The organism is Flavobacterium sp. (assembly GCF_044349645.1).
Classification (GTDB): Bacteria; Bacteroidota; Bacteroidia; order Flavobacteriales; family Flavobacteriaceae; genus Flavobacterium.
Window position 1 is genome coordinate 14,904 of record NZ_JBIKQP010000020.1, and the last position, 26,902, is coordinate 41,805.

At 33.3% G+C, this 26,902-nt stretch carries 25 protein-coding genes and 1 tRNA gene; 11 read left to right on the top strand and 15 right to left on the bottom strand.

The window, feature by feature from the left end; translation table 11 throughout:
• The first annotated feature begins 20 nt into the window (after positions 1 to 20).
• On the top strand, positions 21 to 623 hold the full coding sequence (locus tag AC9UFV_RS05675) for a matrixin family metalloprotease (protein WP_509573717.1): 603 nt from the start codon (positions 21 to 23) through the stop codon (positions 621 to 623).
• A 57-nt stretch (positions 624 to 680) separates the two neighbouring features.
• On the top strand, positions 681 to 1,235 hold the full coding sequence (locus AC9UFV_RS05680) for a murein L,D-transpeptidase catalytic domain-containing protein (RefSeq protein ID WP_509573719.1): 555 nt from the start codon (positions 681 to 683) through the stop codon (positions 1,233 to 1,235).
• Between the two features lie 26 nt (positions 1,236 to 1,261).
• Here AC9UFV_RS05680 and AC9UFV_RS05685 read toward each other — a convergent pair whose 3' ends face one another.
• On the bottom strand, positions 1,262 to 1,642 hold the full coding sequence (locus AC9UFV_RS05685; protein ID WP_509573722.1) for a hypothetical protein: 381 nt from the start codon (positions 1,640 to 1,642) through the stop codon (positions 1,262 to 1,264).
• Positions 1,643 to 1,660: 18 nt separating this feature from the next.
• Complete coding sequence (locus tag AC9UFV_RS05690; RefSeq protein WP_509573724.1) at positions 1,661 to 2,041, bottom strand: hypothetical protein; 381 nt, start codon at positions 2,039 to 2,041, stop codon at positions 1,661 to 1,663.
• Positions 2,042 to 2,313: 272 nt separating this feature from the next.
• Here AC9UFV_RS05690 and AC9UFV_RS05695 point away from each other — a divergent pair, with 272 nt between their 5' ends.
• Positions 2,314 to 4,179 (top strand): OmpA family protein, encoded by a 1,866-nt coding sequence (locus tag AC9UFV_RS05695; protein WP_509573726.1) that lies wholly within the window; start codon positions 2,314 to 2,316, stop codon positions 4,177 to 4,179.
• 57 nt (positions 4,180 to 4,236) lie between these two features.
• Here AC9UFV_RS05695 and AC9UFV_RS05700 read toward each other — a convergent pair.
• Positions 4,237 to 4,309 (bottom strand) — tRNA-Met (locus AC9UFV_RS05700).
• A 117-nt stretch (positions 4,310 to 4,426) separates the two neighbouring features.
• On the opposite strand from AC9UFV_RS05700, the gene era reads away from it, so the two are divergent.
• Entirely contained in the window at positions 4,427 to 5,308 is an 882-nt protein-coding gene (era, locus tag AC9UFV_RS05705; protein ID WP_509573728.1) for a GTPase Era, read from the top strand.
• Between the two features lie 217 nt (positions 5,309 to 5,525).
• Positions 5,526 to 6,836 carry a ribosome biogenesis GTPase Der gene (gene der / locus AC9UFV_RS05710; protein WP_509573730.1) on the top strand — a complete coding sequence of 437 codons (1,311 nt, stop codon included), beginning with the start codon at positions 5,526 to 5,528 and terminating at the stop codon, positions 6,834 to 6,836.
• A 48-nt stretch (positions 6,837 to 6,884) separates the two neighbouring features.
• Here the strand turns inward: der and AC9UFV_RS05715 are convergent, their stop codons facing one another.
• Genes AC9UFV_RS05715 through AC9UFV_RS05735 form a run of 5 tightly spaced genes read right to left on the bottom strand, consistent with a single transcriptional unit; the run spans position 6,885 to position 10,073 of the window.
• Positions 6,885 to 7,682: a TPM domain-containing protein gene (locus tag AC9UFV_RS05715; RefSeq protein WP_509573732.1), complete on the bottom strand. Its 798-nt coding sequence runs from the start codon at positions 7,680 to 7,682 to the stop codon at positions 6,885 to 6,887.
• Positions 7,682 to 8,116, bottom strand: coding sequence for a TPM domain-containing protein (locus AC9UFV_RS05720; protein WP_509573735.1), 435 nt, complete (start codon positions 8,114 to 8,116; stop codon positions 7,682 to 7,684). Before AC9UFV_RS05720 ends, AC9UFV_RS05715 begins: the two co-directional genes overlap by 1 nt.
• A gap of 20 nt (positions 8,117 to 8,136) precedes the next feature.
• Positions 8,137 to 8,730, bottom strand: a complete 594-nt coding sequence (locus AC9UFV_RS05725) for a LemA family protein (protein ID WP_509573737.1) — start codon at positions 8,728 to 8,730, stop codon at positions 8,137 to 8,139.
• Between the two features lie 33 nt (positions 8,731 to 8,763).
• Positions 8,764 to 9,096 (bottom strand): MerR family transcriptional regulator, encoded by a 333-nt coding sequence (locus AC9UFV_RS05730; protein ID WP_509573739.1) that lies wholly within the window; start codon positions 9,094 to 9,096, stop codon positions 8,764 to 8,766.
• A complete protein-coding gene (locus AC9UFV_RS05735) occupies positions 9,096 to 10,073 on the bottom strand; it encodes a M23 family metallopeptidase (RefSeq protein ID WP_509573741.1) in 978 nt (325 codons plus the stop codon). The genes AC9UFV_RS05730 and AC9UFV_RS05735 overlap by 1 nt, the downstream gene beginning before the upstream one ends.
• Before the next feature lie 332 nt (positions 10,074 to 10,405).
• Here AC9UFV_RS05735 and alaS point away from each other — a divergent pair, with 332 nt between their 5' ends.
• The 3 genes from alaS (at position 10,406) to AC9UFV_RS05750 (ending at position 15,058) form a co-directional block, all read left to right on the top strand.
• Positions 10,406 to 13,033 carry an alanine--tRNA ligase gene (gene alaS, locus AC9UFV_RS05740; protein WP_509573743.1) on the top strand — a complete coding sequence of 876 codons (2,628 nt, stop codon included), beginning with the start codon at positions 10,406 to 10,408 and terminating at the stop codon, positions 13,031 to 13,033.
• Between the two features lie 123 nt (positions 13,034 to 13,156).
• Positions 13,157 to 14,107 (top strand): GSCFA domain-containing protein, encoded by a 951-nt coding sequence (locus tag AC9UFV_RS05745; RefSeq protein WP_509573745.1) that lies wholly within the window; start codon positions 13,157 to 13,159, stop codon positions 14,105 to 14,107.
• 195 nt (positions 14,108 to 14,302) lie between these two features.
• Entirely contained in the window at positions 14,303 to 15,058 is a 756-nt protein-coding gene (locus tag AC9UFV_RS05750; protein ID WP_509573747.1) for an enoyl-CoA hydratase/isomerase family protein, read from the top strand.
• A gap of 2 nt (positions 15,059 to 15,060) precedes the next feature.
• Here the strand turns inward: AC9UFV_RS05750 and AC9UFV_RS05755 are convergent, their stop codons facing one another.
• From AC9UFV_RS05755 to AC9UFV_RS05770, 4 genes are all read right to left on the bottom strand, one after another.
• Positions 15,061 to 16,803 (bottom strand): aromatic amino acid hydroxylase, encoded by a 1,743-nt coding sequence (locus AC9UFV_RS05755; protein WP_509573750.1) that lies wholly within the window; start codon positions 16,801 to 16,803, stop codon positions 15,061 to 15,063.
• 166 nt (positions 16,804 to 16,969) lie between these two features.
• The gene (locus AC9UFV_RS05760; protein ID WP_509573752.1) at positions 16,970 to 17,503 is read right to left on the bottom strand and encodes a DUF4136 domain-containing protein; all 534 of its coding nucleotides are present in this window, start codon (positions 17,501 to 17,503) and stop codon (positions 16,970 to 16,972) included.
• A gap of 24 nt (positions 17,504 to 17,527) precedes the next feature.
• A complete protein-coding gene (hutU, locus tag AC9UFV_RS05765) occupies positions 17,528 to 19,507 on the bottom strand; it encodes a urocanate hydratase (RefSeq protein ID WP_509573755.1) in 1,980 nt (659 codons plus the stop codon).
• A gap of 8 nt (positions 19,508 to 19,515) precedes the next feature.
• A complete protein-coding gene (locus tag AC9UFV_RS05770; RefSeq protein ID WP_509573757.1) occupies positions 19,516 to 19,701 on the bottom strand; it encodes a C1orf53 family protein in 186 nt (61 codons plus the stop codon).
• A 112-nt stretch (positions 19,702 to 19,813) separates the two neighbouring features.
• Between AC9UFV_RS05770 and AC9UFV_RS05775 the strand changes: the two genes are divergently transcribed.
• From AC9UFV_RS05775 to hemL, 3 genes are read left to right on the top strand one after another with little or no spacing between them, the layout of a single operon-like run.
• On the top strand, positions 19,814 to 20,713 hold the full coding sequence (locus AC9UFV_RS05775) for a 1-aminocyclopropane-1-carboxylate deaminase/D-cysteine desulfhydrase (protein WP_509573759.1): 900 nt from the start codon (positions 19,814 to 19,816) through the stop codon (positions 20,711 to 20,713).
• The gene (locus tag AC9UFV_RS05780) at positions 20,710 to 21,576 is read left to right on the top strand and encodes a glucosaminidase domain-containing protein (protein WP_509573761.1); all 867 of its coding nucleotides are present in this window, start codon (positions 20,710 to 20,712) and stop codon (positions 21,574 to 21,576) included. Before AC9UFV_RS05775 ends, AC9UFV_RS05780 begins: the two co-directional genes overlap by 4 nt.
• A gap of 16 nt (positions 21,577 to 21,592) precedes the next feature.
• On the top strand, positions 21,593 to 22,879 hold the full coding sequence (gene hemL, locus AC9UFV_RS05785; RefSeq protein ID WP_509573763.1) for a glutamate-1-semialdehyde 2,1-aminomutase: 1,287 nt from the start codon (positions 21,593 to 21,595) through the stop codon (positions 22,877 to 22,879).
• A gap of 51 nt (positions 22,880 to 22,930) precedes the next feature.
• Here hemL and AC9UFV_RS05790 read toward each other — a convergent pair whose 3' ends face one another.
• From AC9UFV_RS05790 to AC9UFV_RS05800, 3 genes are all read right to left on the bottom strand, one after another.
• Positions 22,931 to 23,311, bottom strand: coding sequence for a hypothetical protein (locus tag AC9UFV_RS05790; RefSeq protein ID WP_509573765.1), 381 nt, complete (start codon positions 23,309 to 23,311; stop codon positions 22,931 to 22,933).
• A 64-nt stretch (positions 23,312 to 23,375) separates the two neighbouring features.
• Complete coding sequence (locus AC9UFV_RS05795; protein WP_509573767.1) at positions 23,376 to 23,792, bottom strand: hypothetical protein; 417 nt, start codon at positions 23,790 to 23,792, stop codon at positions 23,376 to 23,378.
• A 115-nt stretch (positions 23,793 to 23,907) separates the two neighbouring features.
• Positions 23,908 to 26,850: a S8 family serine peptidase gene (locus AC9UFV_RS05800; protein WP_509573769.1), complete on the bottom strand. Its 2,943-nt coding sequence runs from the start codon at positions 26,848 to 26,850 to the stop codon at positions 23,908 to 23,910.
• Positions 26,851 to 26,902: the final 52 nt, after the last annotated feature.

The following is a 26,902-nucleotide window of genomic DNA, read 5'->3' on the forward strand; positions in this document are numbered from 1 at the left end:
ATCTCTAATTTTAAATCATTATGAAAAAACTACTAATAATTATCCCTATCGCTTTAATTGTATTAACAGGATATTATTTCTTAAAGCCTAATAATACTAAAATCAATATTCAACCATTGGGGGAGGTGTCTCCAGAATATATTGATCAAGTCAAAAAATCAATAAAATCATTTTATGGGTATGATTGTGTTGTTCTTCCAAAAAAAGAAATTACCAAAGACATGTTGAGCAAAGAAAGGAAAAGGGTTGACGCTGATAAAGCCCTTAAAAGTAACAAAACATTTGATAATTATTTATTTATTACAGAAAGAGACATATGTTATTTTAAAAATCCAGCCAGTCCGGAGTTTGGCATTTTAGGATTAGGACATATTAATGGGAAAACATGCATCGTATCTACATTTAGATTAAAAAAACAAGTTACCAAGGAAAAAGTTACAAAGAAAAAAATATTGGAGCGATTAGAGAAAGTTGCTCTTCATGAATTAGGTCATAATCTTGGACTAAATCATTGCTTCAATAGTAAAGTTTGTATGATGCATGCTGCCGATGGGACCGTTAAGCAAGTCGACCGCGAGAAAGTATGGTTTTGTGAAAAGTGCACAAACCAAATTAAAAAATAACATTAATAAAAAGCTAAAATTCGAGTTTCAGAAATTAGTTTCCTATTTAATTTTTTCATGAAAAAACTACTAATAATTATCCCGATCTTTTTATTTGTATTAACAGGATACTATTTCTTAAAGCCTGTTTCTAAAATTGATATTCAAACATCGGCAAGTATTGTAGATAATGCAAAAGCAATTCAAAAAAAGTACAAAGTAACCAATAAGAAATACGTTGTTATGGTTGATTTCTCTAAATCAATTGTTGATGAACGTCTGTATTTAGTGAATTGCGAAACTTCAAAAATAGAAATGACTTCAATTGTGAGTCACGCTTGGAATAGCGGATCAATGTATGCTACCAATTTCAGTAATGAATCTGGCTCAGAAAAATCAAGTTTAGGCGCTTATTTAACTCAAGAAACCTACTCAGGTCGTTTTGGATATTCTTTACGTTTAAAAGGATTGGATAAGACAAATTCTAATGCTAAAGATCGAGCAATTGTTTTTCATTCTTCTAAAAAGATGAAAACAAAATGGTCTGAGGGCTGTTTTGCTTTACCCGATAAAACATCAAGGAAAATTATCGATATGATTAAGGACGGTTGTTTGGTTTATGCCTATAAATAATTATTAATTTATGTTGCCTGCAAATTTTAAAACACCTTAATGGTTATTGATTTATCTCCCGAAAAGGCGTCGAAACATACTATCATGACATACTTATTCATCATTGGTTTTTTTCCTTCATGATGATAGGATTTCATTGATACGTCACCTGTATTTTTGTTCATTTTGTATAAATAGGATTTGTATGTGTAATTTTCATGCAATTCTAAATTCAGATCAAAATCTTTAAAAAAGCTAAAAGGTTTCAATTTCCTAACGTCTAAATCAAACCTTTCTAAAAGTTGTTTAACAGAAACAGAATCTCTTTTCCACAACTTATCTAGTTCATAAAAATTACCCGCTTTAGTGATTTGTGCAGTTGTAAAATTTGAAATTAGTATAACAATAATTAAAAGTAACTTATTCATAATATTTTGTTTAAGTTATTAAAACACCTTAATATTTATAATTTTTTTATCTACATAATCGTCAAAACAAAATATCATCAAATATTTGTTTGGCCTTGGTAATTTGCCTTCATAGGGAAAAAATTTCATTGTAGTTTGACCGGTTTTCTTATATAATACATAGGAATAGGCGTTGTAGGAGTAATTGTCATGAAGTTCTACATTGAAGTCAAAATTTTCAAAAAACTGAACCGTATCCAGTTTGGAAATGTTGATATCATATTCTTTTAGCATCTTTTTTATGGTAACAGAATCTCTTTTCCATAAATCATTTAATTCATAGAAGTCGCCAGCTTTTCTAATTTGACCGAAAGATAAATTGGAAATTAATAGAATCCCAAAACAGAGTAGTTTTTTCATAATGTAAAAAATTAGTTATTGGATATAGTTTTTCTACATTAGAGTGACGGTGAAGAAAAACTATTTTGTTAACGTAATTTTATACCATTATTAAATATTTGAGAAGTATTTATAGAATAACAACGATTAATAAGTTAAATTATTGCGGTATTATAAATAAATTTAGTAGATCAATCTAATTTATATATTTAACTTTGAATTATATTACTATTTGATTTGAATATTCCAAAAAAAGCCTCAATTTCGCCTAGTTATTTCTAACAACAATTCTTATGAATAAAATATATATCGCTATTTTAATTATAGTCGCTAACACGGTTTATGGCCAAAATAAATCTACTGAAAAAGCCGACCAACTTTTCGAGAGTTATCAATATGTTGATGCAATTAAAGAATATCAAAAATTAGCCGAAAACAAAAATGAATCTGTTTACGTTTACGAACAATTAGGAAATTGCTATTTTATCATTTTTGACAATGAAAAAGCAATGAATTGGTATTCAAAAGCGGTTCAAGGAAAAGCTAGTGCAGAAACCTATTATCGCTATGCGCAAACATTGAAATCATTTGGAAAATATGAAGAAGCAAATAAGCAGATGGATATTTTTGCAAAATTATTACCCAATGATGAAAGAGCTAAGAAGCATAATTTAAATCCAACCTACATTCCAAGTTTGTTAAATGCTACCAACATGTTCACCGTTTCTGAAACGAACATCAACGTAAAAGAAGAAAGTGATTTTGGTGCATTTTTAACTCATGATAACGAGCTTTATTTTGTAAGTACTAGAAATACTCTTAATAAAAAAGACCGTTGGAATGACCAACATTATCTTGATATTTTCAAAACTACTAGAAATCAAGACGGAACTTTTGAAGAAGCTAGTTTGGTAAAAGAGTTAAATACTCCATTTCATGATGGTCCTGTTACCATTAGCCAAGATGGAAATACTATTTTCTTTGCAAGAGATGGTTTGAGCGAAGGAAAATATGAAGTTTCAAAAAACAAAACCAAAATTGGCCAACAAGGATTGTATAAAGCAGTCAAAGTTGATGGTAAATGGGAACAAATAGAAGCGTTGCCAATCAACAGTATCAATTATTCTGTTACTTGCCCGAGTTTAAGTAAAGATGGCAAAACCTTATATTTTTCTTCAAATATGCCCGGTGGTTTGGGAGAATCTGATATTTGGAAAGTGAGTATTGAACCAAATGGATACGGAAAACCAGAAAATTTAGGAGATAAAATCAACACTTCTGATCGGGAGAATTTCCCATTTATTACAGAAGATAACATTTTGTATTTTGCCTCTTCAGGACGTCAAGGATATGGAGCTTATGATATTTTTAAAATAAATCTAAGCACTTCTGATGCCGCAATTAATCTTGGAAAACCGGTAAATAGTGAAAAAGACGACTTTTCATTTTCATTCAATAAATTACAAGAGGTAGGTTATTTTTCTTCCAATCGTTCTGGTTTAGATGCAATTTATACTGCTTTGCCAATTTGTAAAGCTAGTTCATTGGTTACTGCTACAGATAGAAAATCGGGTGCTATTATTGCAAATGCACTAGTTACTATTTCAGATACAAATGGTAATATTTTATCTTCAGTTACAACTAATGCAGATGGTCAAGTCGCGTTTGACATTCAATGTAATACCGAGTATTTATTAAAAATAAGTGCCAGTAACTATGAAGATAAGTCGGCAACAATTTCAAAAATTCAAGAAGGAGGAGTTCCTACCACTGTTCAATTAAATCCATTCGAAGTAATTATCACCGAAACCGAAGTGATACTAAATAATGTATATTTTGATTTTAATAAAAGCAATATTACGAGTCAAGGTGCATCCGAATTGGATAAGTTGGTTAAAGTTATGAAAGACAATCCAAAGATGGTTATTTTTGTAAAATCCCACACCGATTCAAAAGGGAGTGCGGCTTACAACCTTAAATTATCAGAGCAAAGAGCGCAATCTACAGTTCAGTATGTAATTTCTAAGGGAATTGAAAGTGAACGCATTTCGGGTAAAGGTTTTGGGAATACCGAACCTAAGATAGCATGCGGGACAGATTGTACGGAAGAGCAACATTCTCAAAACAGACGTTCAGAATTCACAATAATTAAGAAATAGAAAAGTATAAAATAAAAAAAACGGCTAAAAGAAATTTTAGCCGTTTTTTGGTTTTAGTAGCGGGAACAGGACTCGAACCTGTGACCTTCGGGTTATGAGCCCGACGAGCTGCCTACTGCTCTATCCCGCGCTGTTTCAAGTGCAAATATACAACCATATTCGGCAATTGCAACAAAATATTTAAAAAAATCTTTTATTTCGTCTATTGGCCTGATATGTTTACCTTTGCAGAATTAAAAAGCAATAAATGTTACACAAAGCCGGTTTTGTAAATATCATAGGAAATCCAAACGTTGGGAAATCAACGCTAATGAACGCATTTGTAGGCGAGAGATTGTCGATAATTACCTCAAAAGCCCAAACTACCCGTCACAGAATCTTAGGGATTGTAAACGGCGAAGATTTTCAGTTGATATTATCCGACACACCAGGAATCATCAAACCTGCCTACGAAATGCAGGAATCCATGATGAACTTTGTGAAATCAGCCTTTGAAGATGCCGACGTATTGATTTATATGGTCGAAATAGGGGAGCAGGAACTGAAAGACGAAGCCTTTTTTAATAAAATTATCCATTCTAAAATTCCGGTTTTATTACTATTAAACAAAATCGATAACTCTAATCAGGAGCAGCTAGAAACCCAAGTTGCCTTTTGGACCGAGAAAGTTCCCAACGCCGAAATTTATCCAATATCAGCATTGCAAAACTTCAATGTCCCCGAAGTATTCCAGCGTATCATTTCCCTTTTGCCAGAATCTCCAGCCTATTACCCCAAAGATCAGCTAACTGATAAGCCAGAACGTTTTTTTGTAAACGAAACTATACGTGAAAAAATCCTCCTAAATTACAGCAAGGAAATTCCGTATGCCGTAGAAATTGTAACTGAAGAATTCTTGGAAGACGAAAATATCATCAGAATCCGTTCTCTAATCATGGTGGAACGCGATACCCAAAAAGGAATTATTATTGGACACAAAGGAGCCGCTTTGAAAAAAGTAGGAATGGATGCACGCGCCGATTTAGAAAAGTTTTTTGGCAAACAAATACACATAGAATTATACGTAAAAGTCAATAAAAACTGGAGAAGTAACGCCAATATGCTCAAGCGTTTCGGTTACAATCAATAGTTTTTTGGCGTGACCACAAGGGTCAGGCTATACGTTGCAATCTTTGTTGCCAAAAGAATGGCAACAAAGGATTTCCACTGCTATCCTTCACGCAGCACGTATAGTAACATAACAAAATAATAACGTACCTTTGCAAAAATTAAAATGACATAATTGTGTTTAATAGTATTGCATTTTGTTAATCTGAAATCTAAAATCCACAATCTAAAATTATAATATGAATAATATTGTTGCCATTGTAGGAAGACCAAACGTAGGAAAATCGACGCTTTTCAATCGATTAATCCAAAGAAGAGAAGCAATCGTAGATTCTGTTTCAGGCGTAACTCGCGATAGAAACTACGGAAAAAGCGAATGGAATGGAAAGGAATTTTCTGTAATTGATACCGGCGGATACGTTCGCGGTTCCGATGATGTTTTTGAAGGAGAAATCCGTAAACAAGTGGAATTAGCAATTGATGAAGCCGATGTAATTATTTTCGTTGTTGATGTAGAAGAAGGAATTACCCCAATGGATGATGCCGTTGCTAAATTATTACGAAAAGTAACTAAACCCGTCCTTTTGGCAGTAAACAAAGTCGATAACGCCATGCGTGAAAAAGACGCTGTTGAATTTTACAACCTTGGTTTAGGAGATTATTTCACCTTTGCAAGTATCTCTGGAAGCGGAACAGGTGATTTATTAGACGCTTTAATTGAAGCATTCCCTGAAAAGCCAGAATCAACACAAGAAGAATTAGAATTACCTCGTTTTGCAGTTGTTGGTCGTCCAAATGCAGGAAAATCAAGCTTTATTAATGCCTTAATTGGAAAAGACAGATACATCGTTACCGATATTGCAGGAACCACACGTGATGCAATCGATACTAAATTCGACCGTTTTGGTTTCGAATTTAATTTAGTAGATACCGCAGGAATACGTCGTAAAGCGAAAGTTAAAGAGGATTTAGAATTCTACTCCGTAATGCGCTCTGTTCGTGCAATTGAACATGCCGATATTTGTATCTTAATTATAGATGCAACCAGAGGTTTTGAAGGCCAAGATCAAAGCATATTTTGGTTGGCAGAAAAAAATAGAAAAGGAGTTGTGATCTTAGTAAATAAATGGGATTTGGTTGAAAAAGACACCATGTCAACACGTGATTACGAAGAAAAAATCAGAAAAGAATTAATGCCATTCGTTGATGTGCCTATTCTATTTGTATCAGCATTAACCAAACAACGTTTGCTGAAAGCGTTGGAAGCTACTGTTCAAGTTTTTGAAAATAGAAAACAACGAATTCCAACATCAAAATTCAATGACTACATGCTTAAAGTGATTGAAGGATATCCACCGCCAGCATTAAAAGGGAAATATGTAAAAATTAAATATTGCATGCAATTACCAACACCAACGCCTCAGTTTGTTTTTTTCGCCAACTTACCGCAATATGTAAAAGAAGCGTACAAACGTTTTCTAGAAAATAAAATTCGTGAAAATTGGGATTTCTCTGGAGTTCCAATCGATATTTATATCAGAGAGAAATAAAATAAAAAAGCCCCAAATTGGGGCTTTTTTATTTTATAAATTTAGGAATTACCAGCCTCCGCTAGAACCTCCGCCAGAGAATCCTCCTCCGCCAAAGCCTCCGCCAAATCCACCGCCGAAGCCCCCATCTCCCGATGAACCGCCAAAGCCTCCAGATCCTCGGCCTCCGCCGCCCAAACTACTCAAAATTAAGATATCCATAAAACTTGGACCACCGCCAGAGCTACCTGAGTTGCCTCCGTTGTTTTTTCTTCGAGAAATGATAGCCAATACAAACACTACAATAAGTATAATTACAATTGGAGGAATCCCCTCTTTTTTATTGGCTTTTCGTTTTCCTTTGTATTTTCCTTTTAAAACATCAATTATTTCATTTGTACCTTTATCTAAACCATTGAAATAACTTCCTGCTTTGAATTCGGGCACAATAACATTTCTAATTATTTCACCTCCAATTCCAGCAGTTAATCGGTCTTCAACTCCGTAACCAGGATTTATAGCAATTTTCTTTTCGGCTTTAGCCAATAGAATTACAACACCATTATCGTCTTTTTCTGTTCCACCAATTCCCCATTTTTGTCCCCAATTCGTAGCTAGAAGACTAACGTCTTCTCCCTTCAAACTTTCAATAGTAATTAGCACAATTTGAGTTGTCGTAGAATCGGAATATCGGACTAGTTTTTCTTCTAATTTCGTTCTTTCTTCAGCACTTAATATATTGGCATAATCATAAACAGAAGTTTGCTCTTTCGGAATTTCAGGAATTACAAATTGTGAAAAACCTATTTGTGAAAACAACAAACAGGCAAACAAAATTAAAAAGGAATTTTTTACATTTGATTTCATTATCCTTTTGATATTTCGTTAGACAATTCATTGGTATCCTCTTTTTGCCATGGAAAATAGGTTTTCAATTGCGTTCCCGCTTTCTGAATTCCATCTATTAGGCCTTCTTTGAAATTTCCATTTTTAAAATGAAATAACATCGCTTCCTTTGTAGAATCCCAAAAATCTGTTGGTACTAAATCGTTAATTCCTTTGTCTCCACAAATAGCAAATGCTTTATCGGCAACAGCCAAATAAATCAAAACACCATTTTTAAGTTCTGTTTCGTGCATTTTCAATTCTTCAAAAACGATTAATGCACGATCGTAAGCCGAAATTGAACTGGTATTCTCAATGTGCACTCTAATTTCGCCAGAAGTTTCTTTTTCTGCCATAGTAATAGCAGCAACAATTTCTTGTTCTTCTTCAGGTGTTAAAAAAACTTCTTTTGACATCGTATTTGATTTAAAAGAGATTAGAATTTTACTTCAACTGGTTTATCAGCACCAACAGCTGCTTCAAAATAAGGTTTTTCTTTCAAACCGTACATTCCAGCTAAAATATTTCTTGGGAAAGTATTGATGTTATTGTTATAAGGCTTAACCGATTCGTTGAAACGCGTTCTAGCCGTTAAAATTTGATTTTCTGTACTCGCCAATTCATCTTGTAATTTCAAGAAATTTTCGTTGGCTTTCAATACTGGATATTGTTCTACAGAAACCAATAATTTTGATAATGATGAGCTTACACCACTTTGAGCTGAATTAAACGCTTTTAATTGTTCCGGAGTAACATTTTTTGGGTCAATTGTTACTCCAGTAGCTTTTGCTCTAGCTTCAATTACGGCTGTCAAAGTGCTTTTTTCAAAATCTGCAGCTCCTTTAACCGTATTTACTAAGTTTCCAATTAAGTCATTTCTTCTTTGGTAAGATGTTTGAACGTTACCCCAGCTTTCTTTAATGTCTTGCTCGTAACGAACAGCATTGTTATAAATTCCAGAGGCCCAGCTGTACATTCCAATAATAATTACTGCAACAATAATCCAAGGTAAAAATTTTTTAAAGTCCATTTTTTTTTAATTTAAAGTTTAATATTTATTTGTTTATAATTCTGATTTTATTGCGTTCAGTTGCATTTTTATGCCTTCTAATTTGCTTATGATTTCATATTTATCAAGCGTTTTTTTCTGGCCTTCTTTTAAATGTATTTTGGCTCCTTCCAATGTAAACCCACGTTCTTTTACCAAATGAAATATCAATTTCAAATTGGTAACGTCCTCTGGCGTAAACATTCTATTGCCATTTGCGTTTTTCTTTGGTTTTAGAATATCAAATTCCTTGTCCCAAAATCGTATTAATGATGCATTTACATCAAATGCTTTGGCCAATTCGCCAATGCTGTAATACCTTTTTCCTTCTGTTAACTCTATATGCATTAGTCTAAAGATTGATTTTCTTGATTAGCAATTTTTGAAATAGCAACATATTCTGCTGCCGAAATATTTCCATAATAAAAATTCAACGGGTTCACCACATCACCATTTTTATGAACTTCATAATGCAAGTGCGGCGCTTCCGAACGCCCTGTGCTTCCTACATATCCTATAATATCGCCGCGTTTCACATATTGTCCAACACGCGCTTTATATCTACTTAAATGGGCGTACAAAGTTTCATAACCAAAACCATGCCGAATCACAATGTGATTTCCAAATCCCGAAGCCGTATTGTCTGCTCTTGAAACAATTCCATCGCCCGACGCAAAAACCGGAGTTCCCATTTTAGCAGTAAAATCCATACCTTCATGGAATTTTCTAGCCTTTGTAAATGGATCACTTCGATACCCAAAACCAGATGCCATTCGCTTCAAATTTTCGTTACGAATTGGCTGAATTGCGGGAATTGCTGCCAATAATTTCTCTTTACTTTTAGCCAATTTCAATATTTCATCCAATGATTTTGATTGAACTACCAATTGTTTAGTCAAAACATCAACTCGTTTCGTGGTGTTAATTATCAAATCTGAATTGTTATAACCAGCCAAATCTTTGTACCTGTTTTCTATTCCAAATACTGCCTTTCTGTCTTCTTCAGAAATAGGCGAGGAGTTAAAATAGGCACGGTATAAATTGTTATCCCGTTCTTCAAGCGCATTCAAAACTTCGTCAACCTGATCTATTTTTCTATTTAAAATAGCATATTGTATCTTCAAATTATCAATTTCTCGAGCTTGAAGTTTGTCTTTCGGAGTCTCAAAATACGGTGTATTCAATAAAACAACGAATGCCAAAAAGCCAAATAACGCCGACGACAATAAAAACAGCATTATATAGGCAAAACTCCTTCTTTTTAAAGGCGTAATTATCCTATATGCTAAGCTTTCTGGATCGTAATAATATTTTACCTTCGCCATGTTTTAAAAATATGCTATTTTTGTACTTTGTAAAAATAGGTTTTATAAATTTACAAAGCGTTGGAAAAACAAATTTAATAAATGTTTCAGTAGTCTGACGTTTTTTTTAACACTATTTTATGTGCCTATTCCAGCTTTACGCTGCAAGTTCTCAGATTGAAAACTTTTTTTATAAAACCCAGCAGGAGCTCCCTTTGGTCGCTCTGCCAGGTTAATAAAAAATACTTTTCAATTCCTCGAAGCTTTCCGCTGCAATCTGGGGCAAAACAATTTAAAGATTAAATTTCTATTAATCTTTAAATTTTAGAATTTTAAATTTTTAAATTTTATTAATGAAATCACAAGACGTAAGAAAGCAATTTCTAAACTTTTTCGAAGGCAAAGGACACTTAATTGTTCCATCGGCACCAATTGTTCTAAAAGATGACCCAACCCTGATGTTCAACAACTCAGGAATGGCCCAATTCAAAGAATATTTTTTGGGAAATGGAACTCCTAAAAGTAATAGAATTGCCGACACCCAAAAATGTCTTCGTGTTTCAGGAAAACATAACGACCTTGAGGAAGTAGGAATTGACACCTACCATCATACCATGTTTGAAATGCTTGGTAACTGGTCTTTTGGTGATTATTTCAAAAAAGAAGCCATCAATTGGGCTTGGGAATTATTAACGGAAGTTTATAAAATCCCAAAAGACATTCTTTACGTATCTGTATTTGAAGGAAATCCTGATGAAAATGTTCCCTTCGACCAAGAAGCTTATGATATTTGGAAAACCCTAATTTCTGAAGACCGAATTATCCTTGGAAATAAAAAAGATAATTTTTGGGAAATGGGTGAACAAGGTCCTTGTGGTCCATGTTCAGAAATTCACGTTGATATTCGTTCTGCTGAAGAAAAAGCAAAAATTTCAGGTAAAGATTTAGTTAACAACGACCATCCGCATGTGGTGGAAATTTGGAACAATGTTTTCATGGAATTCAATCGTAAAGCTGACGGCTCATTGGAGAAATTACCGGCACAACACGTAGATACCGGAATGGGATTCGAGAGACTTTGTATGGTTTTGCAAGGCGTGCAATCCAATTATGACACCGATGTTTTCACTCCAATCATTCAACACATTGAGAAAATTACAGGAGCAAAATATACCATAAAAGCCAAAGACGAAGAAGAAGAAAAAGTTAATATTGCTATCCGCGTTATTGCTGATCACGTTCGCGCAGTTGCATTTGCAATAGCTGACGGACAATTGCCATCAAATACTGGTGCAGGTTATGTAATTCGTAGAATTTTGCGACGTGCAATTCGTTACGGATTTACATTTCTGAATACTAAAGAAGCTTTTATTTATCAATTGGTGGAGACTTTAAGTGCACAAATGGGAGGCTCATTCCCTGAAATCACAGCGCAGAAAAATCTAGTAACGAACGTAATTAAAGAAGAAGAAAACTCCTTTTTAAGAACGTTGGACCAAGGATTACAACTGTTAGAAAATGTAATTTCTAGTACTCAAGTTAAATTGGTTTCTGGACAAAAAGCATTCGAATTATACGATACTTTCGGTTTTCCAATTGATTTAACAGCCTTAATTTTAAGAGAAAGAGGATACGATTTAGACGAAGCCGGTTTCGACAAAGCGATGCTAGAACAAAAAACACGTTCCCGAGCTGCTTCTGAAGTTTCAACAGAAGATTGGGTATTATTAGCAGAAGGAAATAACGAAACTTTTGTGGGTTACGACCAAGTTGAAAATGAAGTTAAAATTACCCGTTTCCGCAAAACAGATAGTAAAAAAGACGGAGTTTTATTTCAAATAGTATTAAACAACACGCCATTTTATCCAGAAGGAGGAGGACAAGTTGGAGATAAAGGAGTTTTAGTTTCTGCAAATGAGTCCATCCAAATTATCGACACGAAAAAAGAAAATAACTTGATTGTACATTTTTCAAAGCAATTGCCAGAAAATGTAAATGCCAAATTTGAGGCAAAAGTGGATTCTAATTTGAGAGATTTAACCTCAAGAAATCACTCTGCAACCCACTTAATGCACCAAGCTTTAAGAACTATTCTAGGGACTCACGTGGAGCAAAAAGGGTCGTTGGTAAATCCAAATTATTTACGATTTGACTTCTCGCATTTTTCTAAAATGACGGAAGTGGAATTACAACAAGTCGAAGATTTTGTAAATGCAAGAATTCAAGAGCAATTACCATTAATTGAAAGGAGAAACATCCCATTTGCGAAAGCAGTTTCAGAAGGGGCAATGGCACTTTTTGGAGAAAAATATGGTGATGAGGTTCGTGCCATTAAATTTGGCGAAAGTATGGAATTGTGCGGTGGAATTCATGTAAAAAATACCGCTGAAATCTGGCATTTTAAAATTGTTTCTGAAGGTGCTGTCGCAGCAGGAATACGTCGTATAGAAGCCATTACAAGTGATGCGGTGAAAGCTCATTTTGCTTCTTATGAAAACACTTTGAATGAAGTTAAAGAAGCACTAAAAAATCCTCAAGATATTTTGAAAGCAGTACATTCTTTGCAAGAAGATAATGCCAAACTTTCTAAGCAAATTGAAGCTTTAATGAAAGACAAGGTTAAAAATATTAAAGCGACTTTAGCAACTGAAATCAAAATTATGAATGGAGTTCAATTCCTAGCAAAGCAAGTGGATTTAGACCCAAACGGTGCTAAAGATTTAGCTTACGAGTTAGGAACTTTAGGTACCAATATTTTTGTAGTTTTGGCTACTGCCGAAGAAGGAAAACCAACAATTAGCTGTTATATTTCTAAAGAATTAGTGGCGGAAAAATCATTAAACGCTGGAAATGTAGTTAGAGAATTGGGTAAATACATTCAAGGTGGAGGAGGAGGACAACCGTTCTTTGCAACTGCCGGTGGTAAAAACACTGATGGAATTGCAGAAGCTCTTGAAAAAGCGGTTGATTTTATTAAATAAATTATTATCATTTCAATAAAAAACCCTTTCATTTGAGAGGGTTTTTTGTTTTTTAATTTTTAATTTGAATTGTAACTGTGTCAAAATTCGTAAATTTGTAATCTATTTTTTAGACTTATTAATATGAAATTTTCAACAGTAGTTCCAATTTCTAAATCAAAATTTCCAATTGATTACCAAAGCAAAATACTTTCTTTTGGATCTTGTTTTGCAGAAAATATGGCGTGTAAATTTGATTATTTTAAGTTTCAGAATTCCAGCAATCCTTTTGGTATTTTATTTCACCCAATAGCTATTGAAAATTGTATTTCTAGGTCGGTAAATCTTGAATTATTTGAAGAAAAAGAGTTGTTTTTTAATAATGAAAGATGGCATAATTTTGATGTCCATTCTGATTTAAGCAATCTCAATAGAGAATCACTTTTGAGAGAAATTAATGCTTTATTAGTTGCCACAAATAAGCAAATAGTTGAGGCTTCGCACATAATAATTACTTACGGAACTTCATGGGTTTATAGAAATAAGCATACGAATAAGTTAGTTGCCAATTGTCATAAAGTACCTCAAAATCAATTTGATAAAGAATTACTTTCTGTTTCAACTATTGAAGAATCAATTCAAAATACAATCAATTTAATTGAGAAGATCAATCCAAATTGTACTATTATTTTCACAGTTTCTCCTGTTCGTCACATCAAAGACGGATTTGTAGAAAATCAACGAAGTAAAGCCAATTTAATTGCTGCGATTCATTCTAATTTAGTTTTGCAAAATAATGCTAAAGAATATTTTCCTTCTTATGAAATCATGATGGATGAACTTCGGGAATACCGTTTTTATGCTGAAGATTTATTGCACCCAAATCAAATGGCTATTGATTATATTTGGGGACAATTTGTTACAAGTTCCGTTGATGAAGGTGCTTTTACAACGATGAATGAAATCGAATCAATTCAACGAGATTTGTCGCATCGTCCGTTTAATCCCGAATCAGAAAGTCATCAAAAATTCCAAACTCAATTGGAAAATAAAATAAATAAGATAAAATCGAAATTTCCATTTATGAATTTCTAGATACAACTAGCTTAATAAACTTTTCAAACTACCGTTAATGTTGATTTGTTTTCAAATGCTAATTATTCAATATTTTAATGTTTTAGTAGAATAGTATTCTAACAGATGAATATTTTTTGCGTTAAAGTTTACTTTACTTTGAAATAAATTCTACATTTGATATCACAAATATCATTGTTTTAAAAACAATCAAAAATGGCAACACCTTACATTAAAAATGAAATTGAAAACGGAATTGCTACCATTTCCTTTTTTCATCCCGAACACAATTCGCTTCCTTCTAATTTATTAACAGAACTAGTTGAAACCATTACTAATTTAGGAAATAATGATGCCGTTAAAGTGGTTATTTTAAAAAGTGATGTTGGAACTACTTTTTGTGCTGGAGCAAGTTTTCAAGAATTAATTTCTATTGAAAATGAAGCAACAGGGAAGTTATTTTTTTCGGGTTTTGCCAATGTTATTAATGCAATGAGAAAATGTCCAAAAGTTTTAATTGGATCAATTCATGGAAAGGCTGTTGGTGGAGGGGTAGGAATTGCTGCCGCAACAGATTATTGTTTGGCAACTAAATTTGCATCCATTAAATTAAGCGAATTAACAATTGGAATCGGACCTTTTGTTGTTGCGCCAGCTATCGAAAGAAAAATTGGTGTTTCAGCTTTTTCTCAGCTAACATTAGATGCAAATAATTTTTATAGCGCCGATTGGGCTCATTCCAAAGGGCTTTATAATGGAATTTTTGAAAACAATGATGAACTAGAATTTGCTGTTCTCGCAATGGCTCAAAATTTAGCCAACTATAATCCTAGCGCTTTAATAGAATTGAAAAAAGTACTTTGGAAAGATACTGAAAATTGGGATGAACTTCTTAAAGAAAGAGCCGCAATAAGTGGAAAACTAGTGCTTTCTGCTTTTACAAAAGAAGCTTTAAAGAAATTTCAAAAATAATTTTATATAAAAAGTTCTAGTCCATTGTCAATTAAATGACTTACTTCAGGTCTCTTTATTTTTAATTTATTTAGATGGTTCTGCACTTCGTTAAATGAATTTTCTGATTTTTGCAAGTGTAAAATCTCAGCAATCTCAAGGCTAAGAAGCCAATCATTTGGATATTTATTTGAAGTAATTTTAAAAATATCAAAGGCTTTATCAGAATTTATTTTATTTTCACGAATAGTTCTAATTTCGCTGTAATACGATTCTAATTCTTCTCTTTCGGGAGTTTTTTCAGCTTTAATTGTTTTGCTATTTGGCAAATGAGTAATCATATCAAAACTGTTGCAATCGGCAGGTCCAGAAAATGCGGAAACTACTTTTTTACCCACAGCCATATCGAAAACACCCCATTCTGGTTGGAATAACACCGTATTTAAATGTGTTACAGTACAATTTTCAAAACTAATAATAATAATTGCGCCTTGAAGATTTCTTGATCCTGTAATAATATCTCCTGTAACTTTAATATCACCTTCAAACTCTAAAGTAACCGTTTTGCCTTCATAAATTCCATAGGCCATTAAATCTTTTGGACTCATGTCTTCTATCGCAAGGTTAATTCCTTTTAGTTTACCAATCGGACTTCCGAATCCAGATGCATGGTAACTTGTCCCATGTCCAACTAATTCTTTTTCTCTATTGGCCAAAGCGGTTTTTCCCGTAGTTTGAACATAAACTGGTTTGCCGTCAAATTCAATTACGTTGCTAAAAATACCTGATATTTGTAATCCAGTACTCAATTCAATAGTCCCTAAAGCCTTAGAATTTATTAGTTTGTTTATTCCAGATAATCCTCCGGTTCTCAAAGCCATTTTGTTTGCAAATTCTTCCAAAACAAAGCTAAGATGAGCAAAATCGGGAGTTACATATAGTTGGGGTTGAGGTTTTGTAATGTCAAAAATTTGGTTTGCTGCTGAAATATCATAAGGAATTTTCTTCACTTTGTCGGTCATGCACCATGCGCTTTCGCCAATAGAGGATAGTAAACCAGCGCCATATATTTTAGGATTTTCAATAGTTCCAATCAAACCGTATTCAACGGTCCACCAATGTAAATTTCTAATTTGTGCCATTTCTGACATTTCCACCGATTGATTTTGTAGGTCATTAACTGCTTTTTCAGCTGCATCAATCACCGATTGTGGTGTATTTTCTGCCTCTTTTACAATTGAAAGTAAACGAATGGCTTCATACATTTCGTAATCAAAAGAAGAAGAAATTGCTTTGCAACCTATTTCGCCAAAACGTCTTAAATATTCAGCATATTCAGGGTTTGCAATAATTGGGGCGTGTCCAGCACCTTCATGGATAATATCTGGAGCAGGGGTGTATTCTATGTGTTCTAATTGTCGGATATCAGAAGCAATAACCAAAACGTTATAAGCTTGAAATTCCATGAAAGCATTGGGCGGAATAAATCCGTCAACGGCTACCGCTGCCCAACCTATTTCTTTAAGAATCCGATTCATCCCATACATATTTGGGATATTTTCAATTTCAAGACCTGTTTTTTCTAATCCATTTAAATACGATTCGTGAGCTACTTTTGATAAATAACTTACGTTTTTTCTCATCACATACCTCCAAACCGCTTGATTGATCGGAGTATAATCCGAGTAATCTTGAGGTTTTATAAATTGTTTTAAATGCGCTGGAAGTCGCTCTATTAATGGATTACTTTCAAAAGGTGCTTTCATAATTAAACCAAATAGGTAAGTGTAAAAGTACTAATTTTTCAGGTTAATTTCCAATAAATAATATCGATTTCTTATAATTAATATTGTTATATTAATAATTTAATGATTTTTCAAAAAAAAACCTACCGATGTGGGTAGGTTAATTAATTAATATGAATTATAATTTTTATTTTTTTTCAGGTGGATATTGCGCTAAAATTTTGGTTACAAATTCATTAATTCGGGCCTCTTTTTCATCCATTTTTTTTGTCAAATAGCCATTTCCTTCTCCTTGCCAAATCAATTCTTTTTTATTTGCATCTATAATGTCGATAAAAAGAGTTCCTTCTGTAGTTCGTGTTACCGTTGTTTGTCCACCCCACATAAAAGGATCCCAACCCCATCTCCAGCCAAAGCCCCAATTGTTGTTGAACTGATTAACGTCAACTTGTTCTTTTTCTTTAGTAAAAATGTTAATTAATAAATCGGGTGTTTCACTTTTTGTAAATCCCTTATTTGACATTTCTTTATCAATTGCTCTCAAAATTCTCTTTTTGTCTAAATCTGAAATTTCTACTTTGTCAATTCCGCTTTTTTGAAATCCAAATGTTTTGTAACGACTAAAGTCAACATTAGTATCATAATCTGAATTTACCATTACAGAACTGCAAGAGGTCAATAAAAAGAACATAAGTACAGTGATAATTTTAATTGCTTTCATGATTAATTGATTTATTTGTTAATATTAATTGAGTAATGAATCGTCAACACTATTTGGAAGAGTAACTTTTAATAAAGGTTCTACTTCCATTGCTCGTTTAATTGCAAAAATCGCTCCTTCATTTCTGGCCCAACTTCTTCTAGAAATTCCGTTATTGACATCCCAAAAAAGCATCGATTGTAATCTTCTTGAAGCTTCTTTAGTTCCGTCAAGAACCATACCAAATCCACCATTGATTACTTCTCCCCAACCAACTCCACCTCCGTTGTGAATTGAAACCCAAGTGGCACCTCTAAAACTATCCCCAATTACATTTTGAATTGCCATATCGGCTGTAAAGCGGGAGCCATCATAAATATTTGAAGTTTCGCGGTAGGGAGAATCGGTACCAGAAACATCATGGTGATCTCGGCCTAAAATTACAGTTCCAATTTCTCCTTTATTGATAGCATTATTAAAAGCCTCGGCAATTTTTACTCGTCCTTCGGCATCTGCATATAGGATTCTAGCTTGCGAACCGACTACTAATTTATTTTCTTGAGCTCCTTTTATCCATTGGATATTATCGGCCATTTGTTGTTGGATTTCAGAAGGTGAATTTTTCATCATTTCTTCTAAAACTTGGCATGCAATAGCATCTGTTTTGGCTAAATCTTCTTGTTTACCCGAAGCGCAAACCCACCTAAATGGTCCAAAACCATAATCAAAACACATTGGTCCCATAATGTCTTGAACGTAACTCGAGTATTTAAAATCAATTCCGTTTTTGGCCATTACATCAGCACCAGCGCGGGAAGCTTCCAGCAAAAATGCATTTCCATAATCGAAGAAATAAGTGCCTTTTGCATTGTGTTTATTGATTGCAGCTGCATGTCGCCTCAATGTTTCTTGAACTTTTTCTTTAAATAATTCAGGATTGTTTGCCATCATTTCGTTGGCATTTTCAAATGAAATTCCAACTGGATAATAACCCCCAGCCCAAGGATTATGTAACGAAGTTTGATCTGAACCCAAATCGATTTGTATGTTTTCTAAATCAAATCGTTCCCAAATATCAACCACATTTCCTAAATAGGCTATCGAAACAACTTCTTTATTTTCAAGTGCTTTTTTGACTCTTGGCACTAATTCATCAATATTTTCAATAACTTCATTTATCCACCCTTGTGAATGACGAATGTGGGTTATTTTTGGATTTACTTCAGCACAAACAGTAACGCAACCTGAAATATTTCCTGCTTTTGGCTGTGCACCACTCATGCCTCCCAATCCAGAAGTTACAAATAAACCCCCTTTAGGATTTTTCTTTATTTTTCTAAAACCGTTTAATACGGTAATTGTAGTTCCGTGAACTATTCCTTGCGGACCAATATACATGTAACTTCCAGCGGTCATTTGTCCGTATTGAGAAACTCCTATTGCATTCATTTTTTCCCAATCATCTGGTTTTGAATAATTTGGAATAACCATACCATTTGTGACAACCACTCTGGGAGCATCTTTATGAGAAGGAAATAAACCCATCGGATGACCAGAATACATGGTTAACGTTTGCTCATCGGTCATTTCCGAAAGGTATTTCATGGTAAGTCGGTATTGCGCCCAATTTTGAAAAACTGCACCATTTCCTCCATAAGTAATTAATTCATGAGGATGTTGCGCAACAGCATAATCAAGATTGTTTTGAATCATTAGCATAATTGCTTTTGCTTGTTCGCTTTTACCAGGATATTCAGAAATTGGTCGGGCATACATTTTGTAATCGGGACGCAAACGGTACATATAAATTCGTCCGTATTTTTCTAATTCTTCAGAAAATTCTTTTACTAAAACAGCATGATCTTTTGGATCAAAATATCGGAGAGCATTTCTAAGCGCTAGTTTTTTTTCATCGTCAGATAAAATTTCTTTTCGTTTTGGAGCATGATTAATCTCTGTTTCAAACTTTTTAGGTTCGGGTAAAACAGTTGGAATTCCTTCTTTTATTTGATCTTGAAAAGTCATTTTCGAATTTATTTTAGCTTATTTCTGATTTCGTTTGTTTTTTTATCAAATCCATATGGACAATGTTTGCAGCCACTTTTACAGCAATAACCACGATTTAAGTGAAATTTTTCTGTAAAGCACTTGTAACCTTCAGGAGTAAGGTAATAATCTTCTCCTTTAATTAATTTTTTCTCATTTTCCCTATCGTTCATATTACAAATTTATAAACTTTATGATGAATGTATTCTTTTGTTAAGATATTATTAGAATTTAATTTTCAATAAGAGTTATCTTTGCTATTACAAAATTCAAAAAACAGTCTCTTTGGTTGTAAACCAGCAAATACCATTTCAATTTCCAAATGAAATCACTTTACACATAAAGCGTGAAGATTTGATTCATCCCTTTATTTCTGGAAATAAATTTAGAAAATTAAAATACAATTTGCTTAAAGCAAATGAAGAGAAAAAAACACAGCTATTAACTTTTGGCGGTGCATTTTCAAATCATATAGCTGCGGTTGCTTATGCTGGAAAGAAAAATAATTTTGAAACTATTGGAATTATTCGGGGAGATGAATTGGAATCTCAAATTTATGAAAATCCCACGTTACTATTTGCTCAAGAATGTGGAATGAAATTTCATTTTGTGACTCGAGAAGAATATAAAGATAAAACCACTGATTTATTAATTGAAAAATTTAAAAATATTTATGGCGATTTTTATTTGATTCCCGAAGGAGGAGCTAATTCATTAGCGGTTCAAGGTTGTGAGGAAATACTTACAGAAGAAGATTCGCAATTTTCTCACGTTTGCTGCTCAATTGGAACTGGCGGAACCATTTCAGGGTTAATAAATTCATCTTATTCCCATCAAAAAATAATTGGATTTCCGGCACTAAAAGGTGATTTTTTGTCAGAGGATATTCGTAAATTTGCAGTGAAAACCAATTGGGATTTAATCACCGATTATCATTTTGGTGGTTATGGAAAAATAAATGAAGAATTAGTTCGTTTCATAAATGATTTTTATCAGCAAACTAATATTCCATTAGACCCTATATATACTGGGAAAATGCTATATGGAATAGTTGATTTAATTGAAAAAGATTATTTTCCAGACGGAGCTAAAATATTGGCGATTCACACTGGTGGAATTCAGGGAATAAAAGGAATGAATTTGTATTTAAAAAAGAAAAATCTACAACAAATTATTACACAATGATTAGAAAAATAGCCTTACTATTAATCGTTTTATTTGCGGCAAGCTGTACTTCAAAAAAAGTTGTAATTCAAACTACAAGACCGAAAAATTTCAAACCGCCAACAAAAGTGGAAGTAGTTAAACCAATAGAAAGCACCAATCCAGTGGCGGTTTCTACAGATTCTGTAAAAACAACCGAACCTAAAACTGAAATTTTAGAAGCCACTACAAGAGTTAAAGTTACTACAGAAATGGTCTTGGCCTATATTGATTTGTATAAGCCAATTGCAAAAAGTAATATGGTTCAACATGGTATTCCTGCAAGTATTTGCCTTGGGCAAGGTATTTTAGAATCGGGTGCTGGAACGGGGCCTTTAAGTGCTATTGCAAACAATCATTTTGGAATTAAATGCCATCAAGATTGGAGTGGACCATCTGTAAAATATGACGATGATGCTGCACAAGAGTGTTTTAGAAAGTACAATCAAGCGAGTGAATCCTATAATGATCATGCGTTATTTTTGAAAAGTAGAAGATGGTACCAACCGTTATTTAAATTAGAAAAAGACGATTATAAAGGATGGGCAAAAGGTTTAAAAGCTGCTGGTTATGCTACAGATCCTAAATATCCTGAAAAATTAATTGCTATAATTGAAAGATACCATTTAGATCAATATGATGCTGAGGTTTTAGGGAAAGAGTATATTGCTCCTGTTACTCCTGTTACTCAACCTATTGTAAAGAAAAAAGAGTATGAAGTTATTAAAGGGGATACAATGTATTCTATTTCAAAAAAATTCAATATTTCGATTGATGATTTAAAGGCAAAAAATAATATTTCCGACACTACTATATCTGTTGGACAAGTATTAATTATAGAATAAAATTCACAATATTAAGATGTTATATAAAAGAAGCAGCGCACTATTTGCGGAAGCAGAAAAAGTAATTCCAGGAGGAGTAAACTCTCCTGTAAGAGCATTTAAAGCGGTTGGAGGCACCCCTATATTTGCGAAAAGCGCAAAAGGAGCTTATGTTTTTGATGAAGACGGAAATCGATATATAGATTATATTAATTCATGGGGCCCAATGGTTTTAGGGCATGCCTATCCGCCTGTAGTTGATGCGGTGATTGAGAAAGCCAAACTAGGTACTTCTTTTGGAATGCCTACAGAGATGGAAACTCAAATTGCAGCTTTAGCAATTAAAATGGTTCCTGGAATTGACAAAATACGGTTTGTAAATTCGGGAACAGAAGCTTGCATGAGCGCCATTCGTTTGGCTCGTGGATTTACCAAAAAAGATAAAATTATAAAATTTGCTGGATGTTATCACGGGCATTCAGATTCCTTTTTGATTCAAGCGGGGAGTGGAGCAGTGACTTTTGGTTCGCCAAATAGCCCTGGAGTAACTCAAGGAACTGCAAAAGATACTTTGCTAGCAAAATACAATGATATAGAAAGTGTTAATTCACTGGTGGATGCTAATTTGGGCGAAATTGCTGCAATTATTATTGAGCCTGTAGCAGGAAATATGGGTTGTATTCCGCCAAAAGAAGGATTTTTAGAAGCGTTAAGACAAATGTGTAACGATAATAATATCTTGTTAATTTTTGATGAAGTAATGACAGGTTTTAGATTGGCTAGGGGTGGAGCTCAGGAACTACTTAATGTTAATGCTGATATTGTTACTTTTGGAAAAGTCATAGGAGGAGGTTTACCTGTTGGTGCATTTGCCGCGAGAGCAGAAATTATGAATTATTTAGCACCCTTAGGGCCCGTTTATCAAGCGGGAACATTATCAGGGAATCCTTTAGCAATGGCTGCGGGATTGGCAATGTTAAATGCTTTAGAACAAGATAATTTCGTTTTTCAAAGGCTTTCTGAAAAAACACTTTATTTAGAAAAGGGAATTCAAAAAGTACTTTCTGAAAATGGAATTTCGTTTACCATAAACCGATTAGGCTCTATGATTTCAGTACACTTTGATGCGGATCCAGTTTATGATTTTCAAACTGCTTCAAAAGGGGATAACGAAACGTTTAAGAAATTTTTCCACGGTTTATTAGCAGAAGGAATTTATATTGCACCTTCAGCTTATGAAAGTTGGTTTATTTCAGATGCTTTAACCTATGGAGATTTAGATTATACAATTAATGCAATTGATAAAGTTGCAAAAACATTATAACAAAAAAAGGGCTTTCATTGAAAGCCCTTTTTTTATTAAATTTTGAAATTATTATTTTTCAAAAGCGTCAGTACTCAATAATTGATTGTAGAGAGTAGTATTTGCTTTTAATTTTTCAAGTTGATTAGAATCGATACTAGCTTCAATTTTCAAACCTACAATTCTTGACATTTCTTTTTTGCTTTCATTTGTTTCAGAAGAACTTTGCATTACTTGGTGTTTCATTTCAAATAAACCATAGAATGCAAGAGTTAAATTTTCGTCAAGTCCTAAAAACTTAGAAATGGCAATTCCATCTTTTTTACCTGCTTGTTCAGGAGTAAGTTTTACAACCTCTTTAGTTTCATTGTTTGAAGTCTTTTTCTTGTTCTGAGCATTAGTAGTAATGCTAAAAGCTAACATTAAAAAACACGCAATTATTATTTTTTTCATGACAATTGATTTAAATTTAGTTCAAATCTAAATTATTTTTCTTGAACAAAAAAATAAATAATTATTATTCTTGAGTTTTTTCAACTTTACCTTCTTTTTTCTTCTTTTTTTCTTCCATTTTTTCTTTCATTTTCTCCTTCATTTTTTCTTTTCTATCTTCTTGAATTTTATCCCAAATAATATTTTGCTCTGCAGTAAGAACTTTACTTATTTTTTCTTTCATTGCTAGACGATCTTCTTTGCTTGGTTTAAAGTTTGGGTCTGCTTTTTTGGCTTCTTGTTCAGCAATTAGAACTTTCATTTGTTTTTGTTGCGCTTCAGTAAGTTTTAATTTTTTTGTCATTCTTTTCAATGCCTTTTCCGCTCGTTCTGTTGGAGACATTTTTTCAATTGGTTCTTTACCCTCATTTTCACTGTTTTCAACTTGTGCGAAAGCCGACATTCCTATTGCTAATAAAGCAACTACAATAAATTTTTTCATATTATTTTCTTTTTATGAGTTATAACAGTTAGACGATAATTTTGTAAATTGGTTTAAGCTTTAACAAAAAATTATTTCTTTTAACAAAAAAGGGAACTCAATGAGTTCCCTTTTTTTATTTATTTAAAATTACTTTCTTGACTGTTTTATTATTTTCATTTTCAATTGAAAGGAGGTAAACACCACTTTGTAAATTTCCAATATTCATAACTTCATGAGTACTATTTGTTGTAGTTTCCATTACAAATCTTCCTTGTACATCATAAAGTTTTAATTTTGAAGTTCCTATCGCTTGAGGAATATCGATGTTTAAAATATCTTTAGTTGGATTTGGATATACCGAAGTGTTTGATAAACTATTTGTTTCAATTCCTAAAGAATTTGTGATGTAACAAATATCTAAACTAAATGAATTTACTGTACCACCGTCACCATTATAAGGATCTTTAATTTTAAGAGTCCATTCACCATCAGCAACATAATTATTAAAACCACTTAACGCTTCATAAGGAGCAATTAATCCAAAAACAGATGGATTTCCAGAACATTGAGGAGCTTCGCCATTATCGTCCAAAGTACAAGCGATGTTGTCATGATCTCCACAAGCCTCTTTAAATAATATAACTTCAGGACTTCCAATACTTGCTGGGCCAACAAGAGAAATAGTCATGTCTTGAATCCAAGTATGAGTTAAATTAAGGCTAACTTTCATACTTCCTATTGTGTGACCTCCAGTTACAGTTACTGGAACGCTGGCACTAGAATTAGCTACTGATGCAATAGTTGCAGTTGTAAAATTCGTTGCATTGAAAACAGCTGTACCACAAACTAGAACTCCTGTTTTAAAATTATATACAGTTGCATTACTAGATAACCCTGAACCACATTGATTTAATGGAGTTACTCTCCAATAGTAAACAGTGTCCTGAGACAATCCTCTTGCTGTATATCTATTTGTTGTTACCGTAGCATTATAAACTGTTGTGCTAAAATTAGCAACAGTGGATACTTGTACATTATAAGATTCTGCATTAAATTGACTACCCCATGTTAAATTAACAGAAGTAGAAAGTCCAGTTTGTAAATTACTTGGTGAACTTAAAGTTACAGGTACAAAACTAGAATTGTATATTTTTAATGTTTTATATCTTGTTTCTGTCTCAGTTCCATTATTTCCAATTATTCCGATATTGTATTCTCCTGGTTGTACATTTGAAAGACCAGAAATAGTCATTGTTACCGTTCCGTTTGCACTTAATGAAGCATTGCTAAAGCTAGCTGTTGCTCCTACAGGTAGTCCTAATGCAGAAAAATTTGTAGTTCCTGTACCGGTTTGTTTATAAGTGTAAGTAAATACCGCATTTTGATTAGAACAAACAGTTAAATCATTTGATGTTGGTACAAGTGAAAATGAAGAAGTTAAACCAGTAATCACTAGCGAGTAGTTTTGCTTACCTGTTTGCAATAACCCTTTATGACTTATTGTAATGGTATAGTCACTATTGGTAGGTGAGTCAATTTTTACTTGTTCTATGTTGTCAACTGCATTATCTTCTGTTTGAATAGCTTCGCTTGATGTAATTGAATTTAGTTTCCAAGGGAAATAGGTAACTGCATTTTTTCTAATTCTAATATCTAAATCATTTACTAATGCTTTTGTAGGGTCATTAGCTGGAAGTCCACCGTTATTTGCTACTCCAGGTACATCTGTCCAAGATATTGACGCAATTAAGGGCTCAGTTCCACTTGCTTTTACTATAAATGTAGTAGATTGTTCTTGATTTAAATTTTCTTCTGAAATCCATGAACTCAAACCGTTCCCAGTGATTGTTTCTGCTGCTTTTTTTGCATTCAATAAACCCCATCCAAAAATTGGATCCGGACCTATATTTCCTGCATCATCGGCCGTGTGACAAGCTAGTCCCTTTAGAGTTGCAGCTTTCATGAAACTGGTTGTAACATTTTTATAATGTTGTTGCAAAAGCAAAAGGGTTCCAGCCACATTTGGAGAAGCCATAGAGGTTCCAGACATTGTAGTCGTAGAAGTATCACTTGTGCTATTTGTAGAAGTTACAGAAGTTCCATTTCCAGTAATATCTGGTTTAATTCTGTTATCGTCAGTTGGTCCTTGATTACTTGAAGAATTAATTGTTACACTTGTTAATGTTCCATTTGCAGCAACTACTGCATCATTAGCATTGGCAACAACCAAATTATTTTTAGAAACTTTATTTCCAGTTAATTTATCATAACCAAAAGAAAGCGGATCTGGATTAGCATTGCTTTGCCCTTCGTTACCAGCAGATAGTACTGCTAAATAATAGGGAGAAAGATAGGCAATTTCATCCCAATCTTTTGCGTCCTGAGTATAGGCTCCAATGTACCAAGAAGGTAATATAGTTCCATTTGAACCCGTAATAGGAACACCATAAGAATGATTAGAAATTAACATTCCAAGTGGAACTTCTGATAAAGCTTCTGAATTATCATCAGTCCATTCAAAAGTTCTTGCTTGAGCCATATACGCCATACCTTTGGTATTTGCATTGGCATTAGAAGCCATAACTGTTCCTGTTACGTGGGTAGCATGTGAAGCATAAGTTGTGCTTGAGGGGTCATCTACAACAGTAACACGACCAGAAAATAAATTATGACTACTTCTAACTGTTCCACCGTCCCAAACTCTAGCTACCATTCCTTGTCCGTTAAGGTCTAATCCTAATGAACCTCCAGAATTTAAATGATTTGCTCTAGTAGATCTGGCCGCACTAGCATTGTTATTGGTATAGTAAACAGGGAATCCATCAGGGGTTAACTTCATCAATTCACTGATAGATCCATCATTTCCAACTACGCGAATAGGCCAATTATTGACTATAGCAGCTGCTTCGGCTTTTTGCTTCTCTAAAGTTGTTTTTTTCTTTAAATTTTCCTGCAGTTCTTTAATTTTTGATAAATCATAATTACCAACAATATTAACTACATCTTCTTTTGTTTGAGAAAAAATTAAATTTGCAAAAAGAAATAAAAGAAGTGATAAAAGGTATGTTTTTTTCATTTTTGATGGATAAAAATTGAATAATTTTAAGAATTGATTTATTTAATTGAAC

What these genes read in the sequence shown, in the direction of transcription:
- AC9UFV_RS05780 (WP_509573761.1), top strand. Translation starts at nt 20,710, where the DNA reads ATGATTAGAAAAATAGCCTTACTATTAATCGTTTTATTTGCGGCAAGC.
- AC9UFV_RS05685 (WP_509573722.1), bottom strand. Translation starts at nt 1,642, where the DNA reads ATGAATAAGTTACTTTTAATTATTGTTATACTAATTTCAAATTTTACA.
- AC9UFV_RS05680 (WP_509573719.1), top strand. Translation starts at nt 681, where the DNA reads ATGAAAAAACTACTAATAATTATCCCGATCTTTTTATTTGTATTAACA.
- der (WP_509573730.1), top strand. Translation starts at nt 5,526, where the DNA reads ATGAATAATATTGTTGCCATTGTAGGAAGACCAAACGTAGGAAAATCG.
- AC9UFV_RS05800 (WP_509573769.1), bottom strand. Translation starts at nt 26,850, where the DNA reads ATGAAAAAAACATACCTTTTATCACTTCTTTTATTTCTTTTTGCAAAT.
- AC9UFV_RS05790 (WP_509573765.1), bottom strand. Translation starts at nt 23,311, where the DNA reads ATGAAAAAAATAATAATTGCGTGTTTTTTAATGTTAGCTTTTAGCATT.
- alaS (WP_509573743.1), top strand. Translation starts at nt 10,406, where the DNA reads ATGAAATCACAAGACGTAAGAAAGCAATTTCTAAACTTTTTCGAAGGC.
- AC9UFV_RS05720 (WP_509573735.1), bottom strand. Translation starts at nt 8,116, where the DNA reads ATGTCAAAAGAAGTTTTTTTAACACCTGAAGAAGAACAAGAAATTGTT.
- AC9UFV_RS05760 (WP_509573752.1), bottom strand. Translation starts at nt 17,503, where the DNA reads ATGAAAGCAATTAAAATTATCACTGTACTTATGTTCTTTTTATTGACC.
- AC9UFV_RS05735 (WP_509573741.1), bottom strand. Translation starts at nt 10,073, where the DNA reads ATGGCGAAGGTAAAATATTATTACGATCCAGAAAGCTTAGCATATAGG.
- era (WP_509573728.1), top strand. Translation starts at nt 4,427, where the DNA reads ATGTTACACAAAGCCGGTTTTGTAAATATCATAGGAAATCCAAACGTT.
- AC9UFV_RS05695 (WP_509573726.1), top strand. Translation starts at nt 2,314, where the DNA reads ATGAATAAAATATATATCGCTATTTTAATTATAGTCGCTAACACGGTT.
- AC9UFV_RS05725 (WP_509573737.1), bottom strand. Translation starts at nt 8,730, where the DNA reads ATGGACTTTAAAAAATTTTTACCTTGGATTATTGTTGCAGTAATTATT.
- AC9UFV_RS05770 (WP_509573757.1), bottom strand. Translation starts at nt 19,701, where the DNA reads ATGAACGATAGGGAAAATGAGAAAAAATTAATTAAAGGAGAAGATTAT.
- hutU (WP_509573755.1), bottom strand. Translation starts at nt 19,507, where the DNA reads ATGACTTTTCAAGATCAAATAAAAGAAGGAATTCCAACTGTTTTACCC.
- AC9UFV_RS05690 (WP_509573724.1), bottom strand. Translation starts at nt 2,041, where the DNA reads ATGAAAAAACTACTCTGTTTTGGGATTCTATTAATTTCCAATTTATCT.
- hemL (WP_509573763.1), top strand. Translation starts at nt 21,593, where the DNA reads ATGTTATATAAAAGAAGCAGCGCACTATTTGCGGAAGCAGAAAAAGTA.
- AC9UFV_RS05750 (WP_509573747.1), top strand. Translation starts at nt 14,303, where the DNA reads ATGGCAACACCTTACATTAAAAATGAAATTGAAAACGGAATTGCTACC.
- AC9UFV_RS05795 (WP_509573767.1), bottom strand. Translation starts at nt 23,792, where the DNA reads ATGAAAAAATTTATTGTAGTTGCTTTATTAGCAATAGGAATGTCGGCT.
- AC9UFV_RS05715 (WP_509573732.1), bottom strand. Translation starts at nt 7,682, where the DNA reads ATGAAATCAAATGTAAAAAATTCCTTTTTAATTTTGTTTGCCTGTTTG.
- AC9UFV_RS05745 (WP_509573745.1), top strand. Translation starts at nt 13,157, where the DNA reads ATGAAATTTTCAACAGTAGTTCCAATTTCTAAATCAAAATTTCCAATT.
- AC9UFV_RS05755 (WP_509573750.1), bottom strand. Translation starts at nt 16,803, where the DNA reads ATGAAAGCACCTTTTGAAAGTAATCCATTAATAGAGCGACTTCCAGCG.
- AC9UFV_RS05675 (WP_509573717.1), top strand. Translation starts at nt 21, where the DNA reads ATGAAAAAACTACTAATAATTATCCCTATCGCTTTAATTGTATTAACA.
- AC9UFV_RS05730 (WP_509573739.1), bottom strand. Translation starts at nt 9,096, where the DNA reads ATGCATATAGAGTTAACAGAAGGAAAAAGGTATTACAGCATTGGCGAA.